The 22,547-nt window shown below is 71.3% G+C and carries 19 protein-coding genes; 7 read left to right on the top strand and 12 right to left on the bottom strand.

The genetic code is table 11. From position 1 onward, the window contains the following. The first annotated feature begins 161 nt into the window (after window positions 1-161). Window positions 162-548 carry a hypothetical protein gene (locus tag ABZV77_RS04350; protein ID WP_356250210.1) on the top strand — a complete coding sequence of 129 codons (387 nt, stop codon included), beginning with the start codon at window positions 162-164 and terminating at the stop codon, window positions 546-548. Here ABZV77_RS04350 and ABZV77_RS04345 read toward each other — a convergent pair. The 4 genes from ABZV77_RS04345 to ABZV77_RS04330 all read right to left on the bottom strand — a co-directional run bounded on the left by ABZV77_RS04345 (window position 496) and on the right by ABZV77_RS04330 (window position 8,208). Further along, a complete protein-coding gene (locus ABZV77_RS04345; RefSeq protein ID WP_356250065.1) occupies window positions 496-1,308 on the bottom strand; it encodes an SDR family oxidoreductase in 813 nt (270 codons plus the stop codon). The two genes, ABZV77_RS04350 and ABZV77_RS04345, sit on opposite strands and share 53 nt — an antisense overlap. Window positions 1,309-1,433: 125 nt before the next feature. Then, a complete protein-coding gene (locus tag ABZV77_RS04340; protein WP_356250064.1) occupies window positions 1,434-2,234 on the bottom strand; it encodes a DNA-formamidopyrimidine glycosylase family protein in 801 nt (266 codons plus the stop codon). A 237-nt stretch (window positions 2,235-2,471) separates the two neighbouring features. Further along, window positions 2,472-7,157 carry an ATP-dependent helicase gene (locus ABZV77_RS04335; RefSeq protein ID WP_356250062.1) on the bottom strand — a complete coding sequence of 1,562 codons (4,686 nt, stop codon included), beginning with the start codon at window positions 7,155-7,157 and terminating at the stop codon, window positions 2,472-2,474. Window positions 7,158-7,242: 85 nt separating this feature from the next. Beyond that, a complete protein-coding gene (locus tag ABZV77_RS04330; RefSeq protein WP_356250060.1) occupies window positions 7,243-8,208 on the bottom strand; it encodes a hypothetical protein in 966 nt (321 codons plus the stop codon). A 79-nt stretch (window positions 8,209-8,287) separates the two neighbouring features. Between ABZV77_RS04330 and ABZV77_RS04325 the strand changes: the two genes are divergently transcribed. The 6 genes from ABZV77_RS04325 to ABZV77_RS04300 all read left to right on the top strand — a co-directional run bounded on the left by ABZV77_RS04325 (window position 8,288) and on the right by ABZV77_RS04300 (window position 15,510). After that, window positions 8,288-8,482, top strand: a complete 195-nt coding sequence (locus tag ABZV77_RS04325) for a DUF3046 domain-containing protein (RefSeq protein ID WP_356250058.1) — start codon at window positions 8,288-8,290, stop codon at window positions 8,480-8,482. Between the two features lie 114 nt (window positions 8,483-8,596). Further along, on the top strand, window positions 8,597-9,874 hold the full coding sequence (locus tag ABZV77_RS04320) for an AI-2E family transporter (protein ID WP_356250056.1): 1,278 nt from the start codon (window positions 8,597-8,599) through the stop codon (window positions 9,872-9,874). A gap of 270 nt (window positions 9,875-10,144) precedes the next feature. Further along, window positions 10,145-11,269: a recombinase RecA gene (gene recA / locus ABZV77_RS04315; protein ID WP_356250054.1), complete on the top strand. Its 1,125-nt coding sequence runs from the start codon at window positions 10,145-10,147 to the stop codon at window positions 11,267-11,269. A 3-nt stretch (window positions 11,270-11,272) separates the two neighbouring features. After that, window positions 11,273-12,028, top strand: a complete 756-nt coding sequence (gene recX / locus ABZV77_RS04310) for a recombination regulator RecX (protein WP_356250052.1) — start codon at window positions 11,273-11,275, stop codon at window positions 12,026-12,028. 144 nt (window positions 12,029-12,172) lie between these two features. Next, complete coding sequence (locus tag ABZV77_RS04305) at window positions 12,173-12,967, top strand: helix-turn-helix domain-containing protein (protein ID WP_356250050.1); 795 nt, start codon at window positions 12,173-12,175, stop codon at window positions 12,965-12,967. Next, the gene (locus tag ABZV77_RS04300; RefSeq protein WP_356250048.1) at window positions 12,964-15,510 is read left to right on the top strand and encodes an FtsX-like permease family protein; all 2,547 of its coding nucleotides are present in this window, start codon (window positions 12,964-12,966) and stop codon (window positions 15,508-15,510) included. The genes ABZV77_RS04305 and ABZV77_RS04300 overlap by 4 nt, the downstream gene beginning before the upstream one ends. A 63-nt stretch (window positions 15,511-15,573) precedes the next feature. Here the strand turns inward: ABZV77_RS04300 and ABZV77_RS04295 are convergent, their stop codons facing one another. The 8 genes from ABZV77_RS04295 to ABZV77_RS04260 form a co-directional block, all read right to left on the bottom strand. Further along, window positions 15,574-15,981 carry a rhodanese-like domain-containing protein gene (locus ABZV77_RS04295; protein ID WP_356250208.1) on the bottom strand — a complete coding sequence of 136 codons (408 nt, stop codon included), beginning with the start codon at window positions 15,979-15,981 and terminating at the stop codon, window positions 15,574-15,576. Next, entirely contained in the window at window positions 15,972-16,523 is a 552-nt protein-coding gene (locus ABZV77_RS04290) for a cysteine dioxygenase (protein WP_356250046.1), read from the bottom strand. Before ABZV77_RS04290 ends, ABZV77_RS04295 begins: the two co-directional genes overlap by 10 nt. Before the next feature lie 80 nt (window positions 16,524-16,603). Further along, window positions 16,604-16,675, bottom strand: a complete 72-nt coding sequence (locus ABZV77_RS04285) for a putative leader peptide (protein WP_327084869.1) — start codon at window positions 16,673-16,675, stop codon at window positions 16,604-16,606. Between the two features lie 172 nt (window positions 16,676-16,847). After that, window positions 16,848-18,518 (bottom strand): FAD-dependent monooxygenase, encoded by a 1,671-nt coding sequence (locus ABZV77_RS04280; protein ID WP_356250044.1) that lies wholly within the window; start codon window positions 18,516-18,518, stop codon window positions 16,848-16,850. A 328-nt stretch (window positions 18,519-18,846) separates the two neighbouring features. Continuing rightward, on the bottom strand, window positions 18,847-19,875 hold the full coding sequence (locus ABZV77_RS04275) for an amino acid ABC transporter permease (RefSeq protein ID WP_356250042.1): 1,029 nt from the start codon (window positions 19,873-19,875) through the stop codon (window positions 18,847-18,849). Next, window positions 19,872-20,519 carry an amino acid ABC transporter permease gene (locus tag ABZV77_RS04270; protein WP_356250040.1) on the bottom strand — a complete coding sequence of 216 codons (648 nt, stop codon included), beginning with the start codon at window positions 20,517-20,519 and terminating at the stop codon, window positions 19,872-19,874. The genes ABZV77_RS04275 and ABZV77_RS04270 overlap by 4 nt, the downstream gene beginning before the upstream one ends. A gap of 122 nt (window positions 20,520-20,641) precedes the next feature. Beyond that, window positions 20,642-21,562, bottom strand: a complete 921-nt coding sequence (locus ABZV77_RS04265; RefSeq protein ID WP_356250038.1) for a glutamate ABC transporter substrate-binding protein — start codon at window positions 21,560-21,562, stop codon at window positions 20,642-20,644. A gap of 46 nt (window positions 21,563-21,608) precedes the next feature. After that, window positions 21,609-22,388, bottom strand: a complete 780-nt coding sequence (locus tag ABZV77_RS04260) for an amino acid ABC transporter ATP-binding protein (protein ID WP_356250036.1) — start codon at window positions 22,386-22,388, stop codon at window positions 21,609-21,611. Window positions 22,389-22,547: the final 159 nt, after the last annotated feature.

Below are 22,547 nucleotides of genomic sequence, written 5' to 3'. Positions count from 1 at the left end.
TACGTGACTGGCGTCGCCGTTCGTGCGCCGTGGTGCTCTCGGCGCGGCCGGGTGCCTCCAGCGCCGCCGGTACGCCCTCCCATGGGGTGAACCCCGGCGTTTAGCGTCGATCTCGCGTTGGGCGGGAGGTGGCATCTGTGGCAACCGTGGGCGGGACAGCCGTGACATGGCGGGCCGTGCGATGGGTGCCGGTCCTGGCGCTCGGCGCTCTCTGGTGGTGGGGCGTGCTGCGGCTCGCCTTCTCGCCCGACGCGGGCGTCCTCGAGGGGGCGGTCGCGGCCGGTGGGTGGGGGCTGAGCGTGCTGCCGGTGCACTGCGTGCCCAAGGCCCGCGCACTGGGTGAGGCCAGGGCGGCCAGAGGAGCCGATCCCAGCCTGTACGCGCGGCGGCCCGACGGGGAGCTGCGGTGGCCGGGGGAGCGTACGGCCCTCGCGTGGTGGGGGAAGGCGGCCGTACCGGCGGGGCGGGTGCGGGCGCGTGCCGTCAGGGCGCGGGCTACCAGGGCATGGCGACGCCGCCGTTCGGGCGGAGGATCTGGCCCGTCGTGAAGGACGCGGCGTCCGATGCCAGGTGCAGTACGGCATGTGCGATGTCGTCCGGTTCGCCCACGCGGCCGAGCGGTGACATGCGCAGCATGGTGCGTTCGGTGTGGGCCTGCTTCTCGCTGTCGTGGCGGGTCGTCATGGGAGTGCGGATCCAGCCGGGCGCGACGACGTTGACGCGGATGCCGTGCGGGCCGAGCTCCGTGGCCAAGGTCTTGGAGAGCTGGACCACGGCCGCTTTCGCCGCGCCGTAGCAGAGGAGTCCGGGGGCGCCGGTGTCGACGGCGCCGGATGCCATGGTGATGATGCTGCCGCCCGATTCGGCGTCGATCATCGTGCGGGCCGCGGCCTGGCAGGCGTACAGGACGCCCTTGAAGTTGATGTTCAGGACGCGGTCGAGGTCCTCGTCGCGGGTCTCCAGGACCGGGCTGCTGTGCATGACGCCCGCTATGGCGGCCAGGATGTCGAGGCGGGGGGTGGTGGGGGTGCCGTCTGCGGTGGTCGGGGCGGGGCGTGTCGCTGCCGCTGTGGCTATCGCCTGGTCGACCTGTGCCCTGTCGGTCACGTCCAAGGGGTACGTATGGGCGGTGCCGCCAACCTTGGTGATGAGGGCGGCGGTCTCCTTGAGCCCCGGCTCGTCGCGGTCGGCGCAGTGCACGGTGGCGCCCGCTTCCGCGAGGAGCAGGGCCGTTGCGCGGCCGATGCCGCTGGCGGCGCCGGTGATGAATGCGGTGCGTCCGGTGAGGTCGTACGCCTTGACGGGCATGACGGGACGGTACGGCGGGATCTGACGAGGCGTCAACTGGGTTGGCGGTGCGCGCTGTTGCTTGTGCTGTTGCTTGTGCTGCTGCCTGTGCTGCTGCCTGTGCGGAGGTGGTTCGGTCTTGAGGTTCAGGGGGTCGGGCCCTGTTGGCAGGTGGGGCACCAGTACGTGGGGCGGCTGCGGGAGCCGTCGCCCTGTTCGGCCGCGCGGATCGGGGTGCCGCAGCGGAGGCAGAGGCGGGGTGCCCGCCCGTAGACGTAGAGGCGCTGTCCTGGGCGGTCGAGGCCCGTGGTGGTGCGGTTGGGCCGGTTCCGGTTGGCTTCCAGGAACTTCTTGGCGAGGACGGGGACGCGGGCGGCGGTCTCCTCGGTGAGCTCGCCGACGGGCAGCCAGGGGGTGACGCCGAGGGCGAAGCAGAGCTCGCTCTTGAAGATGTTGCCGATGCCCGCGAGGTTGCGCTGGTCCAGGAGGGCTTCGCCGAGGGCGCGGTCGGGCGCGGACAGGACGTTGCCCAGCGCGCGCTCCGGGTCCCAGTCGGGGCCCAGCAGGTCGGGGCCCAGGTGGCCCACGGCCTTGTCCTCGTTGGCGGTGCGGAGCAGTTCCAGGACGGGCAGGCGGTAGCCGACGGCGGTGCGCTCGGCGGTGCCGAGGATCGCCCGGATCTGGTGCCCGGGGCCGCCGCGCCAGCGCTCGCCGGGGGCGTACAGCCGCCAGGAGCCGTCCATCCGGAGGTGGGAGTGCAGGGTGAGGCCCCCCTCGATGCGGGTGAGGAGGTGCTTTCCGCGCGGGGTGACGTCCAGGACGGTACGCCCCGTGAGGTCGACCGTCGCGAGCTTGGGCACGCGGAGGTCGGAGCGCGTGAGGGTGTGCCCGGCGAGGGCGTCGTGCAGGCGCCGGGCCGCCTGGTGGATGGTGTCACCTTCGGGCATGGGTCCAGGGTGGCATGTCGGGGGGCGGGACACCTTGCGCCGCCGGACAACCATCAGACCGTCGTCCCGTCCGAGCGCCATCAGACTGTCGTGCCGCCCGAGCACCATCAGACTGTCGTGCCGATGGAGCGCCACGGAACCTGAGATGACGTCGACCGGTCACCTGGGGCCTGGGCCTGTGGTTCGGGCCTGTGGTTCGGGACCTGGGTGACCGGTCCGCTGTCGGCGCGCGCCCCCTCACGCGCGCAGCCGCAGCCCGCGCGGGGTGGCGTGGAAGCCGGCTCCTTCCAGGAGGGGGGCGAAGGGGGACGTCAGGGCGGCGGAGCCGTTGACCCGCTCCACTGTGACCGTGCCGAGGGAGCCCGCTCGGGCGGCCGAGGCCAGGGCTTCGGCGGCGGCGTGCAGCCGGGGGTCGTCGGTGATCGGCTCGTCCGGGGCGGCGGGCCAGGCCAGGAGCGTCTTGCCGCCGCGCTCCATGTAGAGCGTCAGCTCGCCGTCGACCAGGACGACCAGGGAACCGGCCTTGCGGCCCGGCTTGTGGCCTGCGCCGTTCGGCGGCTCGGGCCAGGGCAACGCGGCCCCGTACGCATTGGCGGGGTCGGCGGCGGCGAGGACCACCGCGGCCTGTGAGTCGGAGGGGCGTGAACCGTCCGTACGGTCGCGGGAGTTCGCCGTGGCTCGCAGGCGGTCCACCGCGCCGTCCATCGCGAACTGCGCGGCGCTGAGCCCTTCGACGACATAGCCGCGACGCGCCTGTCCGCTGTCTTCGAAGACCGACAGGACGCGGTACGTCGCCGAGAAGCCGCCCTCGACCCCCTCGGCGGCGACCGCGCCGCGTGTGACGACGCCGTGCCGGTCCAGGAGGGCGCGGGCCAGGGCGTGCGCGCGCAGGGTCGGGTCGGGCTCGCGGGGAGGGAGCAGCGACCAGCGGCCCGCGACGGTGGGAGGGCCGGTGCGGGAGGCGGTGCGGGCGGCCGCGGTGAGGCTGCCGTAGCGCCCGCGCGGGACGCCGCGCTTGGCACGGTGGGCCGTGGATCCCGCGGTGCGGCCGGAGCCCAGGAGCGAGCGCATCGGGCCGAGGGTGTCGTTCGTGAGCAGGCCGGACCACGCCAGTTCCCAGATGGCGTCGGCCAGTTGCGGATCCAGGGCGTCCGGGTGGGTGGTGGCGCGGATCTGGTCGGCGATCTGGCGGAAGAAGAGACCGTAACCTCCGGAGAGGGTGTCCAGGACCGACTGGTGCAGTGCGGTGAGCTCCAGGGGGTGCGGGGGCGGCAGGAGCAGGGGCGCGGTGTCGGCCAGGTAGAGGGAGACCCAGCCGTCCTTTCCCGGCAGGGAACCGGCCCCGGCCCAGATGACCTCGCCTGCCGCGGTCAGTTCGTCGAGCATCGCCGGGTTGTAGCCCGTGACGCGCGAGGGCAGGACGAGCTTCTCCAGGGCGGATGCGGGGACCGTGGCGCCCTGCAACTGCTCGATGGCGCGCACCAGACCGTCGATGCCGCGCAGCCCGTGCCCGCTCAGGTGCTGCCACTGGGGCAGGAACTGGGCGAGGGCGGCGGGCGGCACCGGTTCCAGCTCGTGCCGCAGGGCCGCGAGGGAGCGGCGGCGCAGGCGGCGCAGCACCGCGGCGTCGCACCACTCCTGGCCGATGCCCGCCGGGTGGAACTCCCCCTGCACCACGCGGCCGTTCGCCGCGAGGCGCTGCAGCGCGCCGTCGGTGACCGCCGCGCCGAGCCCGAAACGGGCCGCGGCCGTGGCGGACGTGAACGGGCCGTGCGTGCGGGCGAAGCGGGCGAGGAGGTCGCCCAGGGGGTCCTTGACGGGCTCGGTGAAGGCCTCGGGGACGCCCACGGGCAGGGCGGTGCCGAGGGCGTCCCGCAGTCGGCCCGCGTCCTCGATGGCCGCCCAGTGGTCCACGCCTGCGATACGGACCCGGATCGCACGGCGGGCGGCCGCCAGCTCCTCCGCCCAGTCCGGTTCGGCGCCGCGCTCGGTCAACTCGGTCGCGGTCAGCGGGCCGAGGAGCCGCAGCAGGTCGGCGACGCCTTCGGTGTCCTTGATGCGGCGGTCCTCGGTGCGCCACTGGAGCTCCTGCTCCAGCTCCGTCAGGACGTCGGCGTCGAGCAGCTCGCGCAGTTCCGCCTGGCCGAGGAGCTCCGCGAGCAGCCTGGAGTCGAGGGAGAGGGCTGCCGCCCGCCGCTCGGCGAGGGGGGAGTCACCCTCGTACAGGAACTGCGCCACGTACCCGAACAGGAGGGAGCGGGCGAAGGGGGAGGGCTCGGGCGTGGTGATCTCGACGAGACGGACGCGGCGGGACTCGATGTCGCCCATCAGCTCGGTGAGGCCCGGTACGTCGAAGACGTCCTGGAGGCACTCCCTGACCGCTTCCAGGACGATGGGGAAGGAACCGAACTCGCTGGCCACCTCCAGGAGCTGGGCGGCACGCTGGCGCTGCTGCCACAGCGGGGTGCGCTTGCCGGGGCTGCGGCGCGGCAGCAGCAGCGCGCGGGCGGCGCACTCGCGGAAGCGCGAGGCGAACAGCGCCGAGCCGCCCACCTGGTCGGTGACGATCTGATTGACCTCGCCCTTGTCGAAGGTGACGTCACCGGCGCCCACCGGGGGCTTGTCGGCGTCGTACTCCACAGGGGGAGCGCTGGGCTCCTGGTCGAGCAGGTCGAGGCCCATCAGGTCGGCGTCAGGAAGCCGGAGCACGATGCCGTCGTCGGCGTGCATGACCTGTGCGTCCATGCCGTACCGCTCGGTGAGGCGGGCGCCGAGGGCAAGGGCCCACGGAGCGTGCACCTGGGCTCCGAAGGGGGAGTGCACGACGACCCGCCAGTCGCCCAGCTCGTCGCGGAACCGCTCGACCACGATGGTCCGGTCGTCGGGGATGTGCCCACAGGCCTCGCGCTGTTCGCCGAGGTACGCCAGGACGTTGTCGGCGGCCCACGCGTCCAGCCCCGTGGCGAGGAGGCGCCCGCGCGCGTCCTCCTGCGACATCGCGCCGACCTCGCGGAGGAACGCGCCCAGGGCGCGGCCCAGTTCGAGCGGACGGCCCAGCTGGTCGCCCTTCCAGAAGGGGAGGCGGCCCGGGACGCCGGGAGCGGGGGAGACGAGAACCCGGTCGCGCGTGATGTCCTCGATGCGCCATGAGCTCGTGCCGAGGGTGAAGACGTCGCCCACTCGGGACTCGTACACCATCTCCTCGTCGAGCTCTCCGACGCGGCCGCCACCCTTCTTGGGGTCGGCGCCCGCGAGGAAGACTCCGAAGAGACCTCGGTCGGGAATCGTGCCCCCGGAGGTGACCGCGAGGCGCTGCGCACCCGGCCGCCCGGTGACCGTCCCCGCGACGCGGTCCCAGACCACGCGCGGCCGCAGCTCGGCGAAGGCGTCGGAGGGATAGCGCCCCGCGAGCATGTCCAGGACGGCGGTGAACGCGGACTCCGGGAGAGAGGCGAAGGAGGCCGCGCGACGGACCACCGTCAGCAGGTCGTCGACCTGCCAGGTGTCGAGTGCGACCATCGCGACCAGCTGCTGGGCCAGCACGTCCAGCGGATTGGCCGGGACGCGCAGGGACTCGATGGAGCCGGTCCGCATCCGCTCCGTGACGACCGCGGCCTGGACCAGGTCCCCTCGGTACTTCGGGAAGACGACCCCCGTCGAGACGGCGCCCACCTGGTGGCCCGCCCGGCCCACGCGCTGGAGCCCGGAGGCCACCGACGGCGGCGACTCGACCTGCACGACCAGGTCGACCGCGCCCATGTCGATGCCCAGCTCCAGGCTGGACGTGGCGACGACGGCCGGCAGCCTGCCCGCCTTCAGGTCCTCCTCGACCTGCGCGCGCTGCTCCTTGGAGACCGAGCCGTGGTGGGCGCGGGCCAGGACCGGCGGGGCGCCCTTGGCGGCACCCGACTCCGCCATCAGCTCCGCGGGGGAGTGGTCCTCGGGGAGTGCCTCGCCGGTCGCCCTCTCGTACGCGATCTCGTTGAGGCGGTTGCACAGGCGCTCGGCAAGGCGGCGGGAGTTGGCGAACACGATCGTCGAGCGATGCGCCTGCACGAGGTCCGTGATGCGCTCCTCGACGTGCGGCCAGATCGACGGACGCTCCGCCTCGGCCCCCGGGCCCTCTCCGGAGTCGCTGACCGGTGACCCGCCCAGCTCCGCGAGGTCCTCGACCGGAACGACCACCGACAGGTCGAACTCCTTGCCGGAGGTCGGCTGGACGATCTCCACCTTGCGCTTCGGGGACAGATAGCGCGCCACCTCGTCCACCGGGCGCACCGTCGCCGACAGACCGATGCGGCGTGCGGGCTTCGGCAAGAGCTCGTCGAGCCGCTCCAGGGACAGCGCGAGATGGGCGCCGCGCTTGGTGCCGGCGACCGCGTGCACCTCGTCCAGGATCACCGTCTCGATGCCGGTGAGCGCGTCCCGCGCGGCCGATGTGAGCATCAGGAAGAGCGACTCGGGCGTGGTGATCAGGATGTCCGGCGGGCGCGTCGACAGCGCACGGCGCTCGGCGGGTGGGGTGTCACCCGAGCGGATGCCGACCCGCACCTCCGGCTCGGTCATGCCGAGGCGCACCGCCTCCTGCCGGATGCCCGTCAGCGGACTGCGCAGATTGCGCTCCACGTCGACCGCGAGCGCCTTCAGCGGCGAGATGTACAGCACCCGGCAGCGCTTCTTCGCGTCCGCGGGCGGCGGCGCCGACGCCAGCTGGTCGAGGGCGGCGAGAAACGCGGCCAGGGTCTTCCCCGAGCCCGTGGGAGCGACGACCAGCACGTCCGAACCCTCGGAGATGGCCCGCCACGCCCCGGCCTGGGCGGAGGTGGGCGCGGAGAAGGCACCCGTGAACCAGCCGCGGGTCGCGGCGGAAAATCCGTCGAGAGCGCTGGGAGCGTCGGGGGCACCGGACGCGGAGCTGACCATGCCCCCATCGTGCACCCCGCCACTGACATCGGCGCCGACCTGCGGAAAAGAGGCTGCGCGTGCCCCGCGGCCCGGGGCTCCCCCCTCAATCGATGTGCCGCCCGTACGCCCGAAGCGTGCGCAGCGCCTCGATGGTGACGATCGGCCGCGCCTCCATGGCCGTGCCCGGCGCCCACTGCCGCCAGCGCACCGGCCAGCCGCCGTCCGCCTCCTGGTCCCGGGCCAGGAAGTCGAGCGAGCGCTCCATCTCCGCGTCGGTGAACCACGAGCGCGCGAGCGACTCGGGGACCTTCGCGAAGTCGTGCGGGAAGTGGTGCTCCCCCGGTCCGTAACCGGGCGACACCGGATACGCGTCGAGATCCGCCGGATCCAGCGCGGCGATTCGTTGCTCGCGCACGAGACGCCCCAGACGGTCGGCGGCGGCCCGCGCGCGCGGGCGGTCGGGTGCGCCGTCCAGGAAGGCGACGGCGGCCCGGATCTCGTACGGATGAGACCTCTCGAGCGATTCGACGGCCGCCCAGCAGAAGTCCGTGGCCCGGAAGAGCCAGGCGTGCCAGACCTCGTTGCGGTGCAGCAGGCCCACTACGGGGCCGGTGGCGAGCAACTCGCTGGGCGGGTTGTCCACGATCGGCATGAACGGTGCCGCGGGGTAGCCGCGCTGGCTGGGATGGATCGCGGGAAGGGCGCCTTCGGGCGTCGACACCGAGGTCAGATACCGGCACACGCGCTCCACCCGCTGCCCGCCGCAGCGGCGGATCGAGTCCAGCACACCCAGCGCGTGCCCGGTGTGCAGCGGCTGGCTCACGGGCCCGCGCAGATCGGGCTCGAGCGCGAAGCCGTACCCGCCGTCCGCGGTGGTGTACGAGGTCAGGGCGGTCTCCACCGCGTCCGCGGCCGGGGCGCCGCCCGCGCCGTCGAGGAAGTGGTACGCGAACCGTCGCTGCTCCAGGACGCGCGCGGTGAGCCAGACGAAGTGCTCGGCGCGGGCGAGCGGGGAGAGCGCCGCGTCGGGGGAGGGCACAGCGTCGGGGGATGCTCCGGTTTCGGCCATGCACCGACCGTAGGACGGAAAGCGTTCTCGGCGAGCCCCCTGCGCCCGGCTGCACCCTCAGGGGCGTGATACTGGAGTCATGCGGTTGACGGTCTTCTGGCAGCGGATGGCGGCCCACTTCGGTGCGGGGTACGCCGACTCCTTCGCGCGCGATCACGTGATGGCGGAACTGGGCGGCCGTACGGTCCATGAAGCGCTGGACGGCGGCTGGGACGCCAAAGACGTCTGGCGCGCGGTGTGCACGGCGATGGACGTACCCGCAGAAAAGCGTTGACTGCGGACGGTTCGGCGGTGCCGGAGGGCTCCACGCGCGCGTGAGCCGTCCCAAGCCCGTCCCAAGATGCGAGGGTGGCGACCGATCGGTGGCGGCGTGGGCGAGACTTGCCCAGTGGCACCGACAGACGAGACCGCTCAGGTCACCCAGGACACCGCTCCGCCCGGCACGACGCCGCCCGCACAGCCCCCCGCCGGGGCAGAGGCAGGACGTGGCGCCCGCATGCCGCGTTGGCTGCCGCGGGCCATGGTTCTTGCCCTTGCGCTCATTGCCTGTTTTCAGCTGGGCAGTTGGGCGTTCCATCAGCTGACCGGGCTGTTGATCAACGTATTGATCGCGTTCTTCCTGGCGCTGGCGGTCGAGCCTGCGGTGAGCTGGATGGCGGCGCGCGGGCTGCGCAGGGGCCTCGCCACGTTCCTGGTCTTCCTGGGCGTGGTGATCGCGAGCGCGGGCTTCGTCGCGTTGATGGGCTCCATGCTCGCGGGCCAGATCGTGGACATGGTCGAGGACTTCCCCGACTATCTCGACAAGGTCATCAGCTGGATCAACCAGACCTTCCACACGGACCTCTCCCGCGTCGAGGTCCAGGACAGCCTGGTCCACTCGGACTGGCTCCAGAAGTACGTGCAGAACAGCGCCAGCGGCGTCCTGGACGTCTCCGCGCAGGTACTGGGCGGTCTCTTCCAGCTCCTGACGATCCTGCTGTTCTCGTTCTACTTCGCGGCCGACGGGCCGAGGCTGCGGCGTGCGCTGTGCTCGGTGCTGCCGCCCGCCAAGCAGGCCGAGGTGCTGCGGGCCTGGGAGATCGCGGTCGACAAGACCGGCGGCTACCTCTACTCGCGCGGCCTGATGGCGCTGATCTCCGGCATCGCGCACTACATCCTGCTCCAGGTGCTCGAAGTCCCCTACGCGCCCGTGCTCGCCGTGTGGGTGGGCCTCGTGTCCCAGTTCATCCCCACCATCGGCACGTATCTGGCGGGCGCTCTGCCGATGCTGATCGCCTTCACGGTCGATCCCTGGTACGCGCTCTGGGTGCTGATCTTCGTAGTCGTCTACCAGCAGTTCGAGAACTACGTACTGCAGCCCAAGCTCACCGCCAAGAGCGTGGACATCCACCCCGCGGTCGCGTTCGGCTCGGTCATCGCGGGCACGGCGCTCCTCGGCGCGGTCGGTGCGCTGATCGCCATCCCCGCCGTCGCGACGCTGCAGGCCTTCCTCGGGGCGTACGTGAAGAGGTACGACGTCACGGACGACCCCCGGGTGCACGGGCACCGGCGCCAGGTCGGAGCACCCCTCCTCGCCCGCATGCGGCGCGCCCTGCGGGGGCCGAACCGGCCGGAGGCCCCACCGGAGTCCGGCGGAGCTTCGCCGAAGGCGGGCGGGCGCAAGTAGCAGCCGGGCGGGCGCAAGGAGGGGAGGACGCGGGAGGTCGCCCCACGGCGTGCCACGCTTGACACTAAATTCGAACATCCATTCTCATGGGTGGTCCGGCGGCGATTCTGCGGGGCGGGCGGGGAGATCCCCGGGAGGCTCCCGGAGGATTTCGGTGAGCGATGACCTCGAGTTATCCACAGGCTGGACGGGCGTCGGGGCGGATTGTCAGTGGCAGGCGTTAGCGTCTTTGACGTGAAGCGATCGACTCAAGCAAATCGGGTGGAACCCATGGCAGGAACCGACCGCGAGAAGGCGCTCGACGCCGCGCTCGCACAGATTGAACGGCAATTCGGCAAGGGCGCAGTGATGCGCATGGGCGAGCGGCCGAACGACCCCATCGAGGTCATCCCCACCGGGTCGACCGCGCTCGACGTCGCGCTCGGCGTCGGCGGCATCCCCCGCGGCCGCGTGGTGGAGGTGTACGGCCCGGAGTCCTCCGGTAAGACGACCCTCACCCTGCACGCTGTGGCCAACGCCCAGCGGGCGGGCGGCGCGGTGGCCTTCGTGGACGCGGAGCACGCCCTCGACCCCGAGTACGCGAAGAAGCTCGGCGTCGACATCGACAACCTCATCCTGTCCCAGCCGGACAACGGCGAGCAGGCCCTCGAGATCGTCGACATGCTGGTCCGCTCCGGCGCCCTCGACCTGATCGTCATCGACTCCGTCGCCGCCCTGGTGCCGCGCGCGGAGATCGAGGGCGAGATGGGCGACTCGCACGTGGGTCTGCAGGCCCGCCTGATGAGCCAGGCGCTCCGGAAGATCACCAGCGCGCTCAACCAGTCCAAGACCACCGCGATCTTCATCAACCAGCTGCGCGAGAAGATCGGCGTGATGTTCGGTTCGCCGGAGACCACGACCGGTGGCCGGGCGCTGAAGTTCTACGCGTCGGTGCGCATGGACATCCGCCGCATCGAGACCCTGAAGGACGGCACGGACGCGGTGGGCAACCGCACCCGCGTCAAGGTCGTCAAGAACAAGGTCGCGCCGCCCTTCAAGCAGGCCGAGTTCGACATCCTCTACGGCCAGGGCATCAGCCGCGAGGGCGGCCTGATCGACATGGGCGTCGAGCACGGCTTCGTCCGCAAGGCGGGCGCCTGGTACACGTACGAGGGCGACCAGCTCGGCCAGGGCAAGGAGAACGCCCGCAACTTCCTGAAGGACAACCCCGACCTCGCCAACGAGATCGAGAGGAAGATCAAGGAGAAGCTGGGCGTCGGCGTGAAGCCCGAGGCTCCGACCGAGGAGCCGAGCGTGGACGCGGCGGCCGCTGCCCCGGCGGCCGACGACGCCAAGACGGTGCCCGCGCCGGTGGTCAAGACCACCAAGTCCAAGGCCGCGGCGGCCAAGAGCTAGTCCGTGACACGACGAACCGACTGGGCGGACCACACCGCCCCCGAAAGCCGCACCGGCGCTGCCGGGCGGGGCCACGGGGGCGGTGTGGATCAGGACGGCGCGGACCGGTACGACAGCCGTGGCGACAGCGACGGCTTCCAGGACGGCGAGGGACGGAGCCGTGGGCGCCGACGTCGGCGCGGCGGGTTCGGCTCCGACGGCCACCAGGACAGCGGTTCCCCTTCCTCGTCGAGGGCCGAGAAGGGGGAGCCGCCGACGGGGGACCCGGCCGAGCGGGCGCGGGCGATCTGTCTGCGTCTCCTCACCGGCACCCCACGCACGCGCAAGCAGCTCGCCGACGCGTTGCGCAAGCGGGAGATCCCCGACGAGGTGGCGGAAGAGGTCCTCTCCCGCTTCGAAGAGGTCGGGCTGATCAACGACAGCGCCTTCGCGGACGCCTGGGTGGAGTCCCGGCACCACGGCCGGGGCCTGGCCCGCCGTGCGCTCGCGCGGGAGCTGCGCACCAAGGGCGTGGAGTCCACGCTGATCGACGAGGCCGTGGGGCAGCTCGATCCGGAGCAGGAGGAGGCGACCGCGCGCGAGCTCGTCGCCCGCAAGCTCCGCTCCACGCGAGGCCTCGACCGCGACAAGCGCCTGCGCCGACTCGCGGGCATGCTCGCCCGCAAGGGATACGGGGAGGGCATGGTGCTCCGTGTGGTCCGGCAGGCGCTGGAGAAAGAGGGCGAAGAGACCGACGACTTGGGGTACGAGGCGTTCTGAGCAGGCCGCTCCCACGGGGGTGGGGCGGCAGCAGGAGCGAGCCACGCATCCCGACTCGCGCTCCGCAGGGTGGGGGTAACCCCCCTGCGGAGACGCCGGGTTGCCGCAGTGCACAGGAACCTGTGCACAGGCGACTGTGTACGCATGGCAGAGGAACCCGGCACGACCGACGCGGAACGGCCCGGAGAACGGGCCGGGCAGGGCGACCGAACCCGGCGCGACGACCGGACCGGCAACGACAGCCGAACCCGGGGCGATGACCGGACCGACCACGACAACCGGCCCAGGCCCAGGCCCCGGCCCGGGACCGAAGGCCCGCAGGAATTGAGCGACCTGCGCGTTCTCAAGGCGCTCGCGCAGCCGCGGCGGCAGCAGATGCTGCAGCACCTCACCGTGCACGGCCCGGCCACCTCCGCGACGCTGGCCAGGGCCCTCGGGCTCAACACCGGCGCGACCAGCTACCACCTGCGCGAACTCGCCCGCTACGGCTTCGTCGAGGAGACGCGCGGCTCGGCGCGCGGACGTGAGCGCTGGTGGCGGGCCGTCCCGGGGGACCGCCGCTTTCCGCCGCGCAGCCGTCAGAGCCCCGAGATGCGGCTCGTCATGGACGAGCTCAACCACCTCTCGTACGCCGCCGACCTGGAGCTCTTCGCGCAACTGCAGCGGGAGCGGAGCCAGGGACACCAGAGTCCGCAGGGCGCCGCCCCCGACGAGTGGGCCGACGCGCTGCCCTGGTCACGGGGCACGATCCGGCTGACCCTCCCCGAACTCCACGAGTTCTTCGAGGAGTACGTCGCGCTGCTCAACCGCTACAAGCGGCCCGACGCCGACACCCCGGACGGCGCCCGCACCGTCCTCACGCGCTTCCTGGCCTTCCCCGCGCCCGCGCCCGCGCCCGCGGCCTCCTCCGACAACCGAAAAGAGTCCGATCCCTCATGATGCTGCGCTACGCACTGCAGACCGTCAGGGACCGCAAGGGCGGATTCCTCGGCGCCTTTCTCGCACTGATGTGCGCCGCGGCCCTCATCACCGCCTGCGGCACCCTCCTGGAGACCGGCCTGCGCGGCACGATCAGGACCGAGCGCTACGCCGCGGCCCCCGTGATCGTCTCCGCCGACCAGAACGTGCATCGCACCACGGTCAAGCACAAGAAGGGCAAGACCAAGGTCAAGCACAAGGCGAAACCGATCGCCGAGAGGGCTTGGCTGCAGGCCCGCGACATCGAGGGCAGGATCAAGAGCGCCCCGGGTGTGGGCGCGGTCGTTCCCGAACTCACCTTCCTCGCCCAGCCGTTGAGGCCGGGGGCGGCGAGCGGGTCCGGCACACCCTCGTACGGGCATGCCTGGGAATCCGCCGCCCTCACTCCCTTCCGGCTCGTCGACGGCACGGCTCCGCGTTCCTCCCACGACCTCGTCATCGACCGCGGCCTCGCCGACCGTGCGGGGCTGCGACCCGGCGACCACCTCACCGTCCAGTCGACGCAGAGCCCGCGCGACTACCGCATCACCGGAGTGGCAGCGCCCGAGAAGGCCGCCCTGACCCACCAGACCTCACTCTTCTTCTCCGCCGAAGAGGCCGAGCGGCTCGCGGCGCACCCCGGAAAGGTCACCGCCTTCGGCGTCGTACCTGACAAGGGCACCACCGTCACTGTGCTCGAGCAGGCGGTCGAGAAGGCCGTCGAAGGGACGACGGCGCAGGTCAGCGCCGGTGACGACCGAGGGCCCGTGGAGTTCCTCGACGCAGCGGGGGCACGCGTCAAGCTCATCAGCATCGGCGGCGCCATGGGCGGCACCTCGCTCCTCGTCGCCGTCCTCGTGGTCGTCGGCACCTTCGCCCTCTCGGTCCAGCAACGCCACCGCGAGCTCGCCCTGCTGCGTGCCGTCGCCGCGACGCCGAAGCAGATCCGCAGCCTGCTCGGGCGCGAGGCGGTGATCGTCGGAGCGGTGGCGGGAGCCATCGGCGCACTCGCCGGAATCCCGCTCGGAGGCTGGCTGCACGGCCGATTCGTGGCAACGGGGGCCGTGCCCGCCACCCTTGAGCGCACCGTCAGCGTCTTCCCGCCGCTCGTCGCCGTCGGCGCCACCCTGCTGGGCGCATGGGCCGCCGCTCGCATCGCGGGGCGCAGGATCGTCCGCATCCGCCCCGCGCAGGCCCTCACCGAGGCGCGGGTCGAGCGGCAGCGGCCCGCCTGGAGCCGGATCGTCGCGGGCCTGGTGTTCCTCGTCGGAGGTGTCGTCCTGGTCGCCGTGCTGAGCGTGCTGCGCACCGAGGCGGCGTCGACCCCCGTGACGTTCCTGACGGTCGTGGTCTTCGCCTGCGCCATCGCACTCCTGGGACCGCTGGTCGTCCGAGCGGCTGCCGCACTCCTCCGGGGCCCGCTCCGGTTGACCGGGCCCGGCGGCAAACTCGCCCACGCCAACCTGCGCGGCAACGCCGCCCGCATGGCCGCCGTCGTCACCCCGCTTGCCCTCCTCACCGGCATGGCCTGCACCGTCCTCTTCGTCGAGCCCACCCTCGACGACGCCGCCGGAGCCCAGGCCCGCGACGGCATCCGCGCGGACTGGGTGCTGGCCGCCCAGGGGCCGGGCGTCCCGGCACAGGCCGCGCGCAAGCTGCGTACGACCGACGGCGTGGAGGCCGCCACCGAGGTCGTCCGGACGACCGTGCGCGTCGGGCTCGACAAGTACCCCGCGCAGGGCGTCACCCCGGAGAACCTCGCCCGGACCTGGGACCCCGACGTCACCGCCGGATCGATCGAGGACTTCGGCAAGGACGACGTCGCCGTGAGCGAACTCGCCGCCGACCGGATCGGACTGAAGCCGGGCAGCACGCTCGCATTCACCCTCGGAGACGGCACGAAGACAGAACTCACCGTCCGGGCCGTGTACGCACGCGGGCTCGGGTTCGGAGATCTGACCATGGCGCACGATCTGGTCGCCCGCCACGTGGACAACCCGCTCGCCGCCACCGTCCTCGTCAAGAGCGACCGTACGCAGGAACAACTCGCGGCCGCTGTCGAGAAGTTCCCGGGCGTGCGGGTGCTCACCCCGGCAGCCGTGGACGGTCTGCAGGCAGCTAGCCGCCAGGCCAACGCCGAGGTGAACCTGCTGGCGATGGGGCTCGTCCTCGCCTTCACGGCCATCGCCGTCGTCAACACCCTCGCGATGTCCGTCTCCGAGCGCCTGCGCGAGTTCGCGATGCTGCGCCTCGCCGGTGCTACGCGCCGTCAGGTGCTGCGAATGCTGCGCACCGAGGCGCTGGCCGTCCTGTTCATCGGTACTGCGCTGGGCAGCGGGGTGGCGCTGGCCGTCCTCACGGCGTTCAGCATGGGGATGACCGGCAGCGCGGCGCCGACAGTCGTTCCTCTGGTGTACGTCTCCGTGATCGCCGTCGCCGGCCTGCTCGCCCTGACCGCGACCGCCCTTCCGGGCCGTGCCGCACTGAGGCCGCTGCCCGTCACCGTGGCGACGGCCAAGGAGTAGGAGTAAGGAGCGGTACGCAATGGTGGGCGCCCCTTACGCGAAGGGGCGCCCACGCGCGCGTACTCACGTTTCGGTGGTCACGACCGGCAGCCCCGCCGCCCGCCACGCCTGGAAGCCGCCCGTGAGGTCGGTGGCGTGGCGCAGTCCCAACTGCCGCAAGGAGACAGCCGCGAGGCTGGATGCGTACCCCTCGTTGCAGACCACGACGACCCGCAGATCATGACCGGTGGCTTCCGGTGCGCGATGGCTGCCCTGGGGGTCGAGCCGCCACTCCAGCTCGTTGCGCTCCACGACGAGTGCGCCGGGGATCAGCCCGTCCCGCTCCCGCAGCGCCGCGTAGCGGATGTCGACCAGCAGGCCGCCACCCTCGGCTGTTTCGTACGCCTCCTTAGGAGAGAGGCGGTCGAGACCGAGCCGTACGCGTTCCAGCAACTCGTCGATGCCGACCGGCTGTTCATCACTCACTGCCAGTCCTCGGGACGCTCGACGGACTCCAGGCGGAGTACGTCACCGGTACGGCTGTAGCGGCGGATCTGGGGCAGCGGCGGGTAGTACGCGTGCACGGAGACAGCGTGCTCGGTCGGGGACTCGTTCAGCACCTCGTGCACGTGGTTGCGGCCGAAGGCGCGCCCCTCGCCGACCGTCAGCTGCCGTTCGCGGTCGACGTCCTCGGAGAGCTCCAAGGTCTTCCACCCGTCGGTGGGCAGGCGCGCGGCCAGGGAGTTCTCCTTGAGGGTGCCCGCCGCGGTGAGGAAGGCGCCGACCGACTCGGCGTGGTCGTGCCAGCCGGTACCGGTGCCGGGCGGCCAGCCGATCAGCCAGGCCTCGCTGCCGCCGGGCCCCTCAAGACGCACCCAGGTGCGGCCCTCGGGGTCGAGCGGCAGGGAGGCGACGAGTTCGGAGTCCGCCGCGGTGCGGCGGACGAAAGCGAGGAGTTCGGCGGCGGTGGGCGCCGAGGAGCGCGCCGACGCGGGCGCGGTGGAGGAGGCGCTGGAGGAGGGGGCAACAGACACGGATACCGTCCTGGAGGTTCGCGGGAGCGCGCACGAGCCAGCCCGGAGCGGTGCTCGGTGCGCGAGGGAGAAATGCGAATTCAGCAGGACGGATGACACACGCAGCCTGCATAGCGGACGAGGTCCATATGGACCCTCCGCCACAGGCGCACATCGGTGTCGGTCACGATCCGGAGTAGACCACGGGGGTGGAGGCCGGTCAACCCCGGCTCGGAATGCGGGCGCGGGCGCCCTCTCCGCACGCCGTTCAAGCCGTACGCCGCCCGCTGACGCAGCCCTCCACCCGCTGACGCACCCCCTCCGGCCTGCCGGCGCGGACCCCGCTCACACCGAGCGCCGTGCCGCCTTCGCCGCCCCCGCAGACTCCGCCGAGCTCTCCTCCTCGCCCGTACGGTCCGGTCGCCCCGCGCCGTCCCCGGTTCCCGTCGGCGTCGTCGGTCCGCCCAGCGCCGCTTCGGCCGCCGCGTACAGCTCGGCCGGGCGCACCCCGGACAGGGCGGTGACCAGGTGCCCGTCGGGGCGGACGAGCAGGACCGAGTGGGCCGCGGCCCCGGGATAGCTCTCCGCGACGAGCAACTCGGCGGGGTGCGGCAGGGCCGTGACCGCCGCGGCGAGCCGCGGCATGATCCCGGCCGTCACCCAGTGCCGCCGCTCCCACACCACAGTGCCCGGCGCGACGAGGACGACGATCAGGTGCCCGAGCCCGAGGCGGTCCCGCAGCTGGACGAAGGATCCGTCCGGTGCGGTCACCCGCACATCGGCGACCGGTGCTCCGGGCTCCGTGTCGACCGCGGTGACGGACTCGGAGGGGGAGGGCGCCAGCGGTGAATCGGCGTACGACGAGGGAGCGCCGAGCGGGCCGCGCCCCACATGGCCGTCCGTGAGGAGCGTGTCGTGCCCGCGCGCGGTCCCTGGGACGTACGAGCGCAGGCCCTTGCTGCCGCGCAGCGCGGGCAGCGACTGGTCGGCGGCGCGCAGGCGGGCGGCCACACCGGCCCGGCGTTCGACCTGGTAGCTGTCGAGCAGCGGTTCGCGCGCGCCGTGGTGCCAGCCGAGCGCCAGCTTCCACGCGAGGTTGTCGGCGTCCCGCAGCCCTTCGTCGAGCCCCTGGGTGCCGAGCGCGCCGAGCAGGTGTGCGGCGTCCCCGGCGAGGAAGGCACGGCCGACCCGCCACCGTCGGGCGAGTCGGTGGTGGACGGTGTGCACGCCCGTGTCGAGCAGTTCGTACGGCGGTGTGGAGCCCCCGCACCAGCCCGCGAGGGTCTCCCGGATGCGGACGACGAGGGCGTCGGGCGTCACCAGGTCGCCGCGCGGCGGCAGCAGCCAGTCGAGCCGCCACACCCCGCCCGCCAGCGGTCGGCCCGCGACCTCGGCGCCTCCGTGGCGCCACGGAGGCATCCGGTGCAACAACGCCTGACCCGGCCAGGGAAGTTCCGTGCGCAGCGCGGCCACGGCGTGTCGCTCGACGGCCGTACGTCCCGGGAAGCGGACGTCGAGGAGTTTGCGCACCGTGGAGCGCGGTCCGTCGCAGCCCACCAGGTAACTGCCCCGCCACCACGTGCCCTTGGGCCCGCGTGTGTGTGCGGTCACTCCGCCGGCGTCCTGTTCCAGGGAGTCGAGCTTGCTGTCCACCGCGATCTTGACGAGCCGCTCGTCGGCGACGGCTTCGCGCAGCGCGGCGGTCAGCACGTGCTGCGGCAGGTGCAGCGGGGCGGGGATCTCCTCGCCGAAGTCGAGCTCCCGCATCAGCTGCTTGCGCCGTACGGAGCGCCAGCCCGTCCACCGGGCGCCGGATTCCGTGTCACCGAACGAGTGACCCGCGAGCCGTTCGGCGAACGCCGCCGTGTCGTCGCGGAGCACGACGGTCCGCGCGGGGCGCTGTTCGTCCTTGCCGGGTCCCTCGTCGAGGACGACGGTGGGCACCGAGTGCCGGGCGAGGGCGAGGGCGAGCGCGAGTCCGACGGGACCCGCGCCGACGACGATCACCGGGTCCACGGCGCGCACCCTCCGGCCCGACGGGCTCCGAGGGTCCGGGCTGCCCGGAGTGGCTGGACGTACGTACAGGAACTGGCAGTTGGAGCCCGGTGCACGATCACAGAACGTATGCAACCTATTGCCGGTGCTTGCGTCAAGCGACGACGGCCGTAACGCGACCTCCGACGCCACTGCCCTGTCGGATCGTCACATCAATCGTCAGTTCCCGTCGTCGAGTGCCCATTTCCCCTACGAGGGCAGTCCGAGAAGGCGGCCAAGAAAGTGGGGGAGGCAGCGGCCCCACGGGCGCTGCCTCCCCCACCTCTCGGCTTCAGAGCCTGTCGTGCGCTCAGTTCGTCTTGCTGGGCGGCTCGTCGGGCTTGTCGCGCTTGTCGGTGCTACCGGCGTCCGTCGCGGTGCTCTTGGGGCTCGCCGCGACCGTGTCGGCCGGCTGCGGGCCGTCGACCGCCGGGCCGTGGGCTTCGGACGGGTCGAGAGCTCCGGGAGCCTCGGCCGGCTCGGCGGCAGCGGCGACGGCGATGCCCGTCTTGGCGCGACGCCCACGCTTCTCCACCCAGGTGGCGAGCCCGGAGAGAGCCATGCACATCGCCACGTAGATCGTGCCGACGACCATGATCACCGGAACGTAGATGTACTGACCGTTGACGAGGGTCGTGTTGGCCAGCTGGCGGGCCGCGTACAGCAGTTCCGCGTACGTGATGATGTAGCCGAGCGACGTGTCCTTGAGCGTGACCACCAGCTGGCTGATGATCGTCGGCAGCATGGACCTGACCGCCTGCGGCAGCAGCAGCATCGTCATCACCTGGGACTTGCGCAGCCCCAGTGCGTACGCCGCCTCCACCTGACCGCGCGGCACGGCGTTGAAACCGGCCCGCAGGACCTCGGCCTGCACCGCGCCGTTGTAGATGGCCAGACCGATGACCAGGGCCCAGAAGCCGTTGTTCTCCCCGACGATGCCCAGGTCACTCTTGTAGGTGAGGAAGAGCACCCAGAGGGCGTAGATCGTGATCAGCAGCGGGATGGCACGGAACAGCTCGATGAACCCCGTGGCCGACCAGCGGATCGCCCGATGATCCGACGCGCGGGCGACCGCGAGCAGCGCACCGATCACCAGGGACAGCGCACCGGCGAGCGCGAAGACCTTCAGTGTGGTGAAGACGCCGTCACGGATGGCGACACGCACGTTGGTGTAGTTGAAGGTGTTCCAGACCTCGGACGCGAAGTGGCCCCGGTCGTTGAGCCGCATGATCACGAAAACGATGAGGCCGATGATCGCGGCCGTGCCGATCACGGAGTAGATGCGGTTGCGCACCCGGGCCCTGGGACCCGGAGCGTCGTACAGGACGCTGGAGCTCATCGTGCGACCTCCAGGCTCCGCTCGAGCAGCCGGAACAGGCCGCTGATGGTGAATGTGATCACGAGGTAGCCGAGCGACACCCACAGGAAGAGCCAGGCGATGGCGAAGCCCTGGTCGCTGAGGATCTTCTGCCACCCGAACAGTTCCGTCACGCTGAATGCGCCCGCGATGGCGGAGTTCTTGGTCAACGCGATGAAGATGCTGCTCAGCGGCGGCAGCACGGTCCGCACGGCCTGGGGCAGGACGATCGTCCCGAGGGTCTGGAAGAACGTCATGCCCAGCGAGCGGGCGGCCTCGGCCTGCCCGAGCGGCACGGTGTTGATACCGGACCGCACGGCTTCGCAGACGAACGACGAGGTGTAGACGCTGAGCACGATCAGCGCCTTGGTCCACGGGTCGAAGCCGAAGTCGAAGACCTGCGGCACGGCGAACCAGATGGTCAGGAAGAGCAGCGTGAGCGGCGTGTTCCGGAACAGGGTGACCCAGGCGGTGCCGAAGAACCGCAGCGGCGGTACCGGGGAGACCCGGAAACCGGCGAGCACGACACCAAGGAACAGCGCGAGCACGCTGCTGGCCACAGTCAGCCAGACCGTGCCTATGAATCCCTCGCGGAATTCCGCGAAGTGGTCGAGCAGTACATTCACGGGGATGTCCTCGTGGGCGGCAGTGGTCGGGCAGGGCGAGCCGGCCCCCGTACACACCGCGATGCGTACGGGGAACCGGTCAACTCACTGCCGGGGAGTTGGACGGACAGGAAGGGGTGCGGTCAGTAGCGCTCGAGGGCCGGCGGCTCGGTGTACTTCGACTTCGACAGGCCGAGCGTCGCGTCGTACGCCTTCTTGTAGTCACCGTTCTTCTGGTGCGCCTCGACGGCGTCCGAGACGGCGTTGCGCAGGGCCTTGTCGTCCTTGTTCATGCCGATGCCGTACGGCTCCTTGGTGAAGGGCTTGCCGACGACCCGCAGCGCCTTCGGCTGCTGCGCCGCGTACCCCTTGAGGATGGCGTCGTCAGTGGTGACGGCGTCGACCTCCTTGTTGATGAGCTGCTGCACGCACTCGGAGTACTTGGCCAGCTCGACGGTCTTCGCGCCGTACTTCGACTTCTTGATCTCCTGGAGCGGAGTGGAGCCGACGATCGAGCAGACCTTCTTGCCCTTCACGGAGTCCGGCCCCGTGATGTCCTTCTCATCCGAGCGGACGAGGAGGTCGGCGCCCGCCATGAAGTACGGACCGGCGAAGCCGACCTGCTTCTTGCGCTCGTCGTTGATCGTGTACGTACCTACGTAGAGGTCGACGTCGCCCTTGGAGATGGTGGTCTCGCGGACGCCGGAGTCGATCGTCTTGAACTCGATCTGGTCGGGCTTGAAGCCGAGGTCGGCCGCGACCATCTTGGCGATCTCGATGTCGAAGCCGGAGCGCTTGCCGGCGCTGTCCTTGAAGCCCAGGTACGGCTGGTCGTCCTTGGCGCCGATGACGATCTTGCCGGACTTCTGGGCCTTCTTCAGGACCGAGGAGTCGACCTTCACGTCGGACTTCACGGCGTACGTGGGCAGCTTCGGCGCGTTCTTCCCGCCGGTCGGGTCCTTCGGCTTGTCGCCGGCGGTGCCCTCCTCGCCGCCGCATGCCGTGGCGGTCAGGGCGAGAGCGGCGACGACGGCCGCCGCAGCAGCGGACTTGCGGAGCTTCATGGTGAACATCCTCTGTTTCGACTGGTGTTGAGACGGCGTGGGAGCCTCAGTGCTTAAGGATCTTCGACAGGAAGTCCTTGGCCCGGTCGCTGCGCGGGTTGTTGAAGAACTGATCCGGCACGGCCTCTTCGACGATCCGGCCGTCTGCCATGAAGACGACACGGTTGGCCGCGGAACGGGCGAAGCCCATCTCGTGGGTGACGACGATCATCGTCATCCCGTCCCGGGCGAGCTGCTGCATGACCTCTAGGACCTCGTTGATCATCTCCGGGTCGAGCGCCGACGTGGGCTCGTCGAAGAGCATCACCTTGGGGTCCATCGCCAACGCGCGCGCAATGGCGACGCGTTGCTGCTGGCCACCGGAGAGCTGCGCGGGGTACTTGTCGGCCTGGGAGGCGACGCCCACGCGGTCGAGCAGAGCGCGTGCCTTCGTCTCTGCCTCGGCCTTGCCGATCTTGCGCACCTTGGTCTGGCCCAGTGTCACGTTCTCGAGCACGGTCTTGTGCGCGAAAAGGTTGAAGGACTGGAAGACCATGCCCACGTCCGCGCGGAGCCTCGCCAGCTCCTTGCCCTCCTGGGGCAGCGGCTTGCCGTCGATCGAGATGTCTCCCGAATCGATCGTCTCCAGGCGGTTGATGGCGCGGCACAGAGTCGACTTGCCGGACCCGGAGGGGCCGATCACGACGACGACCTCACCGCGGGCGATGGTCAGGTCGATGTCCTGGAGGACGTGCAGAGCGCCGAAGTGCTTGTTGACGTTCTTCAGCACGACCAGGTCGTCCGCCTCGGGCGGTATGGCGTCCTTGGTCACCGATACTTCGGTCACGGCTTGTTGCTCCATCCTCCTCGGTTGGGAGGACAGTAATAACCCAGTGCGACCAGCGTCATTACATCTGAGGGGAAATTGAGCATAACGATCCGGCCGCAACCGGACACACCGTGTGAAGAGGGTCTACGGAGTGCGTACCGGGTGGGTAACGGAACG

The organism is Streptomyces sp. NPDC004732 (assembly GCF_040609235.1).
Classification (GTDB): Bacteria; Actinomycetota; Actinomycetes; order Streptomycetales; family Streptomycetaceae; genus Streptomyces.
This window is presented reverse-complemented; position numbering and strand designations above follow the sequence as displayed.

Coding starts and splice junctions, on each gene's coding strand:
- ABZV77_RS04265 (WP_356250038.1), bottom strand. CDS start 21,562: ATGAAGCTCCGCAAGTCCGCTGCTGCGGCGGCCGTCGTCGCCGCTCTC.
- ABZV77_RS04305 (WP_356250050.1), top strand. CDS start 12,173: ATGGCAGAGGAACCCGGCACGACCGACGCGGAACGGCCCGGAGAACGG.
- ABZV77_RS04330 (WP_356250060.1), bottom strand. CDS start 8,208: ATGGCCGAAACCGGAGCATCCCCCGACGCTGTGCCCTCCCCCGACGCG.
- ABZV77_RS04300 (WP_356250048.1), top strand. CDS start 12,964: ATGATGCTGCGCTACGCACTGCAGACCGTCAGGGACCGCAAGGGCGGA.
- ABZV77_RS04340 (WP_356250064.1), bottom strand. CDS start 2,234: ATGCCCGAAGGTGACACCATCCACCAGGCGGCCCGGCGCCTGCACGAC.
- ABZV77_RS04275 (WP_356250042.1), bottom strand. CDS start 19,875: ATGAGCTCCAGCGTCCTGTACGACGCTCCGGGTCCCAGGGCCCGGGTG.
- recA (WP_356250054.1), top strand. CDS start 10,145: ATGGCAGGAACCGACCGCGAGAAGGCGCTCGACGCCGCGCTCGCACAG.
- ABZV77_RS04335 (WP_356250062.1), bottom strand. CDS start 7,157: ATGGTCAGCTCCGCGTCCGGTGCCCCCGACGCTCCCAGCGCTCTCGAC.
- ABZV77_RS04345 (WP_356250065.1), bottom strand. CDS start 1,308: ATGCCCGTCAAGGCGTACGACCTCACCGGACGCACCGCATTCATCACC.
- ABZV77_RS04325 (WP_356250058.1), top strand. CDS start 8,288: ATGCGGTTGACGGTCTTCTGGCAGCGGATGGCGGCCCACTTCGGTGCG.